We start from the raw sequence: 8,452 nt of genomic DNA on the forward strand, positions 1-8,452 counted from the left end.
AGACTAACTAGGGACTCAGAACTGATTGTTTGTCCCAAAAATACACAGAGTGATACAAGATCCTGTGCCTGAAATTTTCGCTTTCGTTGAATCATACCTGTTTGATACGCAAGTTCCTGTAGGTGATCAATAGAAAATTTGTTTTGGAATTCTTCTCCTAATATGCGTAGCTCCTCAACTGGTGTGTCATTGTTTATAGCCATAAATTAAAACACCCTTTCATGCAGTACTGCATGAAAGGGTTCCCTAATTTCGTTATTTTATTCATTTTCTTAAGTTGATGGCTATGCACCCAAAGGTGCCTTTTCTTATAGTTTTTTAGCAGAAGCAACTGCATCCGATAATAATTAATAGTATAAATAGTACAACGAGTAAAGCAAATCCTCCAGCAAAACCGCAACTACCACCATATCCCTTAACAATAGTGCCTCCTTTAGATCAGAGGGTAAAACTAGGGTTCATTCAATGCATATTAATGGGTTCACTTTACCTTATGTATTTAAGAATGAATTGAGCAGGTCCTTTGCCAAATGAACATGTATTATTATACATCACTATAAATCCCCCTATTTTCCATTTGATAAAATGTATTGCTAATATTCTAATAAACATTTCTATAAATTCAAAACATTTACAATAATTACAAAAAACTATTAAGGGGGAATTTTTATGTTCAAGAAACTAATTGTTGGAGCATTAGCGGCAGGTATTGCATTAACAGGCGGAATCGGGCGGAATCAGCAAGTGCAGCGGGTTTCGATTATGACTCCAATCATGACTCTTGTTATAATTCAGATATCATTTTTAAAGATGGCAAATATACTAAATATATTTTACAAGGTAATAGAATATTCGATAATTTATACACTGATTATCAAGGAATTACATGGTACTTTAAAGATTGGGATTGGTCATTCAAATGTGGAAAATACGTTGGTCTTTATGAAGGAAGAATGTACAATAATTAGTATAGAGAGGCCTCTTATAATGAGGCTTTTTTCATTGTGTGAGATTATTTTGTTCACTAAAAAAGACACCTTAAGGTGCATTCCTTTTTACATAAGTGCGTTTTTAGTATCTTTAGGCTATATTATTATTTTATATTAAAACGATATAACAGTCTATTCATTTAATTAATAGATTTCATAGTGATGTATTAATCTTAATGAAAGGTGTTGTATTAATATGACTAATTCATGGTGTCATGGTAATAAAAGGCATAGTAACTTTAAACCACAACCAATTGCATTATTTTGTGGGGAATCTACAGGAAACGGAAGAAGAATTGATGGTGACTCAAGAGACGAGAGAGTACAGTTAGGTCGTGTTACAGTTGATACTTTTGGACTTCACCAGCCTACTATTAAGATAGAATTCTCTACTAATGTAAAATTTGAGGAAGTAGATAGAGAGAATATGCTGGCTCAAGCACGAGTTAGATATGATCTGTACAAGCAGTGTAAAGGACAAGAATATCCAGTTGTATTAGATTCTTGGTTTTATGAAAGGAATTTAAGATTAAATGATGCAGGAGATTTTATTGATACTACAGATATCATTAGTTTCCATTATTGTACGAGTTGTGATGTAGATTGTTATGATTGCTGCGATTATTATGTTGTAGCTAGTATCGAGGCAATTAACGGCGCTGCTGTTACGTATCTTCATTCTGAAATTAGCGCTTTTGTACAAGACAATGTATTTTGTTCCGATGGTAATAATAAAGGTCGATATTAACTAATAAGTGGTTCAAGTCAGAAAAAAGACACCCTAAGGTGCCTACCTCCGACTTGAACCACTTTACTTTTAATAATATTGTACATTGAGAAATACGATACACATTTTTATTTAAACGTAAAAAGCCCTAGAGGGACTAGGACTTTTTGACAGAATGAATATGATCAAAAAAAAAGGACTTATATAACGTAACATATGAATATTTCATAAGTTTATCGTAAAAGTGAACAAAATCTATATTTTATTGATATCTATTTCTTATGTAAGAAGCTATATTGTCATAATCTCCATAAATAAATTTCCCATTAATTCCTATAAAATCAAGTTCCTCAAGAATTTTTTTCTTTGTTGTTAATGACGATTATTTTATTTGGCCATACTCTTTGTTGGGCATTTACAGGAAATTTATATACCTCTTCAATATTATAATATGAAAACGAATGAAATATATTGAGAAACATAAAATCGGATTGAATATTCTTACTATTGTACGTAAAATGAATATGAGACAAGTAACAACAGCTCTCTAACTCTTCTAAAAGAATCCTTTATGATATGGGGATTCTTTTACTTTAGACAAGTTATTCTTATTTTAACATTTACAGATGTTCTATAAATACTGTAAGAAGATTTGCTGCTAAATATGCATTTCTTCATTGTATCCTTTATAATCTGAGCTTGTTAATACTAAAGAAACAAGTATAGATTTATAGCCATGAATTCTTCTATTTGTACATATAATATTCTTTATATCGTTCGAAATTTGTTTTTTTTGTTTGTGTTGATGTTATGGACGATTTTAATGATTTAGATGCTGTTACTTGCTTTGGTATTTGTAATACGCCCCGTTTCTTGAGTTCCCTATACAAACTACTCACATTGCACCTTAGTTTTTTTGCAATAGTTGGATATTCCTCTCCTTGATTAAATAATTGTACTGCTTTTTTACATTTTGTGTCCCATTTTTCTTCTGTCGTTTGAAATTTTCGAGTTCGTTTTCCAACTATATTTTTTTCTAATTTAATACTCTCACGTTCTATTTTACATTGCTTGGCAGAATACTGTTCTGCGTCTGTAATACGCCCCAAATGCTTCTCTTGTAAACGTAACATTTGTACTTTTTTCGCTACTTCTCTCAAGTTACAGTCACCTCATTTCGTTTGATAAATGCTACCAACACTTGATCACATATCCCCAGTCACCGTTTATAAGTAGGCTATAAATGCTTACATTACCCATAAGATAGCTTTTAATATACTATTTATGAAAAAATATAATCAGTTCTATTTTTTCATAATTGTAAACTATAGTAAATTGATAATATTTACACAGAATATTCTAAACTTTAATTTCCACTATACACATCATTTAACTCAATATTTGATTTATTCGAAAATTTGATGTTGGTTTGGAATAAAGCTTAATCAAATTGAAACCAATAAACTTGATAAACGATCATAGAAAAGAGCGTGTTTTGAAAAAAAGATTAATTATTTTCTACCTGTGTTACTCAATAATAGTTCCCGCTTGTTGAATATACTTTTCTATTGAACAGTATCGTTGTACTGTGCAGTAAATGGATCTGTTGTATTCCTTCTAATTTCAAGTGTACGTTTCACATATTCCCCTAAAAGCTGTCGATGTCAGTTTGTAATAAATTTTGTTCAAAATTAACGACTAAACTCTTACTATGCAACAAACATGAAGAAGCCATTTTGAAAAAAATTAATCAAAATAGCTTCTGTTTACGTATAGTTCATATTTTTAGAAAAATTCCGATAAAAATCCAATCTATTATTCTCCGTGCCAATGAAGCGCGTCAATTTCCTCCTTACATAACGCCCTTATTTATGGCGTACATGCATCTCCCTTAGGGAAAACATGCGGAGATAACTGACATAATCTATGTCCTTCTGAAATTTCTGTATTACTTAATAGAAGAATTATATCTGCTATAGGTGTTGTCGAAACAAACCATAAATCATTAGAAATATTTTTATTAATAGAGCCTCTATCACCGAAATAATTCATTTTATTGGAATGTAATTTTTGTAATCGATTTAACCACTCATTAGAAATAAACAAGTTTTTTATAATTTTATTATAAAGCCCCTTTTTATTTTCCTCCCATTGCTTAACTGTAACAGAGCCTTCTTGAATAGGTAAGGTGTTGAATGTATAAACCCCACTAAATGATTTTTTGATTGCCCCCCCATATTTCCACTGATCTGCCCTTACTATCCAATTTGCCGAACGAGTATCAAGATACAATTTTGTTGTTAACCATCCACCCAAGGAGTGCCCAGTTAAGTACCACTTGTATGAAGCGTATTGAGGGTAAGTTTTATGTATATAATTTGTATAAAGATGAGCATGATAAATTTGTTCCGGATTATCATTTTCAATTACATTTCTTGCTGCAGTATAGTCATGCATATTCTCACTACCAGCTATTGCAATAAATAACTTTTTACTTGTACTAGATGTATCCACTACAGCCATTGCTTTAAAGCCTGATGGCCCTAATCTGTTTATGCCACCTGTCATATCTGCGGCCATAGGAGGCTTAGTATTATTTCCATTGATATTAATTACATCAATTATCACATATTTCCCTGTTGGACCTATATTTGAGTCATCTAACCTTTTCTGAAGCTCACTAATATTCCCACCAGTACTATCAATATCATATACTAAACTAGCTAACTTGTGGTACACACCAGTTGGGTTATCTTGAAAACTAGCACTTGCTCCTGGTATACCAATATTAAATAAAAGAAGAAAAACAACAAAACTAAAAAAATACCTACTTAAGCGTCTTTCCATTCTTACCACCCCTTTACATAATTTTACATAATTAGAATAACCTAGCTTTTTAACTATGTATATAATTTTTTTAGAAGAAAAACTAAATTATTATTCTTTATTACTATTAATCTCTTGAAATGTGACTTTTTCGTGACATTTATATACAATATATTACTTTTTATTGAAATTAATGTAATATATTGGGTATGTGTAAAAATTATTAGCAGAGGTGAAAACATGTTTAAACTAAAAAAGATGTCTGCATTATTACTTACAGGTGCTCTACTATTAGTTCCTACAAGTGCAAGTGCAGCAAACGTGTATGGTGTAGTAAGTAATAAGTGGCATACAAGTAGTACCATTAATGATGCTGTAATGATTGATGAAACAACAATTCTAGCAACAAGTTCAAGTGATATCGCTGTACTAAGTACTGATATGGGAGGACAAACAGTTTCAAATTCTAAAAATAAGCCTTCATTTCCTTCACATGGTATGGTAAAAACACCTGATGGTAACATTTTTATAGCGGGATCACTTGGTAAATGGAAAGTAGTAAATTCATATGGAGAGCAATATAGTCAAGGGCAGTTAGCAGACAAACGAACTCCAACATTTGTTAAAACATTATCGAATGATACAATTCTATTGGTATACCCGAAAGGATATTATACTATTCTTGATGGTTATAATCCTCAGTCAACAATCAGAACAGGGAAATGGCCTAATAGTTGGGACATTAACGATACAATTGAGTTGGATTCTAAGAATCTCTTAATGGTAGGCGATCAAGGAAAATATCAAATTTTATCACCTGAAAACGGAAATGTCCTCAGCTTTGGTGATTGGGGTTCTACAAAACATGATATTTTTTCAATTGATAAACTTTCTGATGGTAGAATACTGGCTGTTGGAGAAGGTTCAAAATATGGGTTATTTGATGAAAAAGGAAAAGAGATAGATAACGCGGAATTGACGGATCAAGATAATAAGAGTTATACATGGAAAAAAGTTATTGCTCTTAAAGATAACCACGCACTAGTTATTGGTTCGACTGGTCAAATGCTATTGGTTCATGTAGATGCGAGTAATAAAATTTCAGTTAAAGCGAAAACAAAAATAGATAGTTACTCTTCTAATGGAACTGTAATTAAAGTTAATAAGAATCAAATATTCATTACACTTTCTTCTGGTAAGTACATGGTTTATCAAGCAGATTTATAAACTGATTGATGTTGCTTTTAAATAAAGTTTAATCAAATTGATACCAATAACCTTGATAAACAATCATAGAAAAGAGCATGTTTTGAAAAAAAGTTTGATCAAAACACGCTCTTAATATTTTCAATTGGTTCATTTTTTTATAAAAAAGTTTGATCATTTCCTATCTATATTGCCCCACAATCGATCCACTTTAATAAGCCTAAAAGTCATTGTGGTAAATTTAAGTGCTTACAAGGAATACTTAGCTAATTGTTCACCCCAAGATGATAATTCAGTCTCAATAAATCCTGCCTTTTTATATACAAATTTTGCTGTAAGATTTTCAGGATCATATCCAATCATTATTAAAGAAATGTTTGCATTATTATTTCGTCTTATCTCTTCAATCACCAGATATATGGCTTGTTTACCTATACCTTTCCCTTGAAATTTTTCATCAATCATAAGTCTATAAATCCAATAATTATTATCATCAGGGTCTATCCCAAACATAGTAAATCCTATCATTTCATTATCAAGATAAATACCTCTTACATAGAAATTATCCAGAAATTGAACTTCTGCGATAGAATAAAGGTTGGATGCAATAAAAGTTTGTTGTTCTTCTTTAACAGATAATCTAATTGCTTCTTCCCAATTATTTTTGTCAATAGGCTTTAAATGAATTTTCTTCAATCTGATACTCTCCCTTTAATATTGAAGGGGGAACCACGTAGTTTATGGGCTATTGAAACGTTATCCCCTTGTTTTTTCGCCCAATCAAGTATAAATAATCTCTCATCGACAACGCCTCCTTAAAAGTACAATTAAAAACAAATTATTATATTCAATATCATTACAATATTTCCTCTATATTTTATTGAACACTAAATTATTCTTACAAAACCTCACTATTAACTTAATAAGTGTTATTCAATTAATTGGCCCTTTAACGGAACAGGTTATTGCTACTCAACATTTCCTTAATTCGCCTTTCAGTTCAGATCTTCTTTTCACTTTTCACTATAAAAACACCTCTTTTGATAAACAGATCCAAAGGGACAAAACATCGCGTCTTTTTTAAAAACACCGGGACTTTATTTAAAAGCAACACTTCTCGCTTTCTTCTACAATTCTTTCTTTACTGAGTTGAATTGCTTCTTCTTCACTGATAGCTTATTAATATTCATCTCGGCACTCCCCCTTTCAGAGCGTTAATTGTAAAATAATCCATAATAAAATTATATAATTTATATATAACGATTTTTTCTTTCATTTATCACTATCCAAAAATAAAAAGAAGGTACCACATGCCAGCAACTTCTTTTCATTTTCTTTTATAAACTAACGAATCGGTATTACCCTATTAAGAAATCTATATATAATTCAAAACCTTGCACTAAAAAAATTGGCATAAAAATAAAAATTAATCCTAAAATAGATTTGAAAATATACATATAAAGGGGAATGAGCAAATCACAAAAATGTTAAATGACTGGTATATAGAGATTCGTGCCAGACATATTGGAAAGGCACATAAATTAAAACTTGAAATTGATTAAAAAATACACAATATTGAAGAAGACCAAGATCTACTTTTATACTATTCTCTTTTAGATTTTCGTCATCAATATATGATTGATAGTTTAAGCATTGGAAAAGACAGTTTTGATAAGGTTGAATCTTTAGAGGTACCTGCAGATCAGTTTTTATCGTACTACTACCATTTCTTTAAAGCTATTCATTCAAATATTACAAGTAACTTTACAAGCGCAAAAGAACATTATAACAAAGCTGAGGTTTTAAAAAAACATGGAGGATATGAGACTACTATTGCATTATGTGATAATTTAATTGGTTTGACTTGTACGCATTTAAAACAATTTGAAGAAGCTGAAGAACACTTTATTACAGCTATTAATACATTTAAAAAATCAGGTGAAGAAAAATTTATTACGTTTGTTCGTCACAACTTAGGATTAATGTATGCTGGCCAAAATTTATCTGAACTAGCAAAACGCTACTTACCTGAAGTAATACAAGAACTCCCTAAAGATTATAAAGCAATCTTTATTAAGACTTCTAACCTTATATTTAATGGATTACAAATTTGTAGAAAACTAAAAAATGAAGAGTGCGAACATCACTTTTTAATTTTAGATAGACTAAATTAAAAAGTGACCGCTGACAATATACATTGATACCACTGAGACGTTTACTACGAGGGGAATACTTCATTCCTTTCTTTTTCTCTCTTACAGCTTGATCTTGTAATCGTTTTTGTTGTTGTTCTTTTGTTAGTCGATGAACAATTACACGAGTTGATACTTTATCAGTCATTCCTACATAAGCGTCAGATATTTCATATGTTTGTCCTGGTTGAAGAGAGTTCATTAAGACCTCCATATTTATCTGTATATACTCTGTACCTTTCTTTATTCTTCCATCTTGAAAATAATCAGTGGTGGGATTTTTTGATAAATACGTGTATTCGATTTGATACGTGAGATATAATAAGCCTTTTGATCTTGTATATGTTGAAGATCTTTCAAATGAAAATAACCTAAATCTCGGATGCATAAATCATTCGCTTTTACAGTTGGGGCACACAGGGAACCGTAGGTTCGATCATGTTGTTTACCTGGACCTGTATTAATATGAAGGAATTGTCCACTTAATAAATCATATTCAAGCTGTATCTTTA

Annotated in this window: 7 protein-coding genes and 3 pseudogenes; 4 read left to right on the forward strand and 6 right to left on the reverse strand. The window is 30.9% G+C overall.

The features are described from left to right. Together CO726_RS29765 and CO726_RS29770 are read right to left on the reverse strand one after the other, a co-directional pair. Window positions 1-203 (reverse strand): annotated as a pseudogene (locus CO726_RS29765) (IS4 family transposase); the annotation flags it as partial. A gap of 115 nt (window positions 204-318) precedes the next feature. Next, window positions 319-423: a YjcZ family sporulation protein gene (locus CO726_RS29770; protein WP_099686702.1), complete on the reverse strand. Its 105-nt coding sequence runs from the start codon at window positions 421-423 to the stop codon at window positions 319-321. A 246-nt stretch (window positions 424-669) separates the two neighbouring features. On the opposite strand from CO726_RS29770, the gene CO726_RS29775 reads away from it, so the two are divergent. Then, the gene (locus CO726_RS29775; RefSeq protein ID WP_425427831.1) at window positions 670-1,107 is read left to right on the forward strand and encodes a hypothetical protein; all 438 of its coding nucleotides are present in this window, start codon (window positions 670-672) and stop codon (window positions 1,105-1,107) included. Window positions 1,108-1,185: 78 nt separating this feature from the next. Continuing rightward, window positions 1,186-1,737: a DUF4489 domain-containing protein gene (locus CO726_RS29780; RefSeq protein WP_099686697.1), complete on the forward strand. Its 552-nt coding sequence runs from the start codon at window positions 1,186-1,188 to the stop codon at window positions 1,735-1,737. A 725-nt stretch (window positions 1,738-2,462) separates the two neighbouring features. Here the strand turns inward: CO726_RS29780 and CO726_RS29790 are convergent. Further along, window positions 2,463-2,876 (reverse strand): hypothetical protein, encoded by a 414-nt coding sequence (locus CO726_RS29790; RefSeq protein WP_099686698.1) that lies wholly within the window; start codon window positions 2,874-2,876, stop codon window positions 2,463-2,465. Window positions 2,877-3,585: 709 nt separating this feature from the next. Next, a complete protein-coding gene (locus CO726_RS29795; RefSeq protein ID WP_099686699.1) occupies window positions 3,586-4,563 on the reverse strand; it encodes a hypothetical protein in 978 nt (325 codons plus the stop codon). A 219-nt stretch (window positions 4,564-4,782) separates the two neighbouring features. Here CO726_RS29795 and CO726_RS29800 point away from each other — a divergent pair, with 219 nt between their 5' ends. Beyond that, window positions 4,783-5,769: a hypothetical protein gene (locus CO726_RS29800; protein WP_099686700.1), complete on the forward strand. Its 987-nt coding sequence runs from the start codon at window positions 4,783-4,785 to the stop codon at window positions 5,767-5,769. Between the two features lie 228 nt (window positions 5,770-5,997). Here CO726_RS29800 and CO726_RS29805 read toward each other — a convergent pair whose 3' ends face one another. Then, the gene (locus CO726_RS29805; RefSeq protein ID WP_099686701.1) at window positions 5,998-6,444 is read right to left on the reverse strand and encodes a GNAT family N-acetyltransferase; all 447 of its coding nucleotides are present in this window, start codon (window positions 6,442-6,444) and stop codon (window positions 5,998-6,000) included. Window positions 6,445-7,232: 788 nt separating this feature from the next. On the opposite strand from CO726_RS29805, the pseudogene CO726_RS29810 reads away from it, so the two are divergent. Next, window positions 7,233-7,919 (forward strand): annotated as a pseudogene (locus tag CO726_RS29810) (response regulator aspartate phosphatase); the annotation flags it as partial. Here CO726_RS29810 and CO726_RS29815 read toward each other — a convergent pair. Next, window positions 7,912-8,452 (reverse strand): annotated as a pseudogene (locus tag CO726_RS29815) (transposase); the annotation flags it as partial. The pseudogenes CO726_RS29810 and CO726_RS29815 sit on opposite strands and share 8 nt — an antisense overlap.

Origin of the sequence: Bacillus fungorum (assembly GCF_002746455.1) — a bacterium.
GTDB classification, from domain to species: domain Bacteria; phylum Bacillota; class Bacilli; order Bacillales; family Bacillaceae_G; genus Bacillus_A; species Bacillus_A fungorum.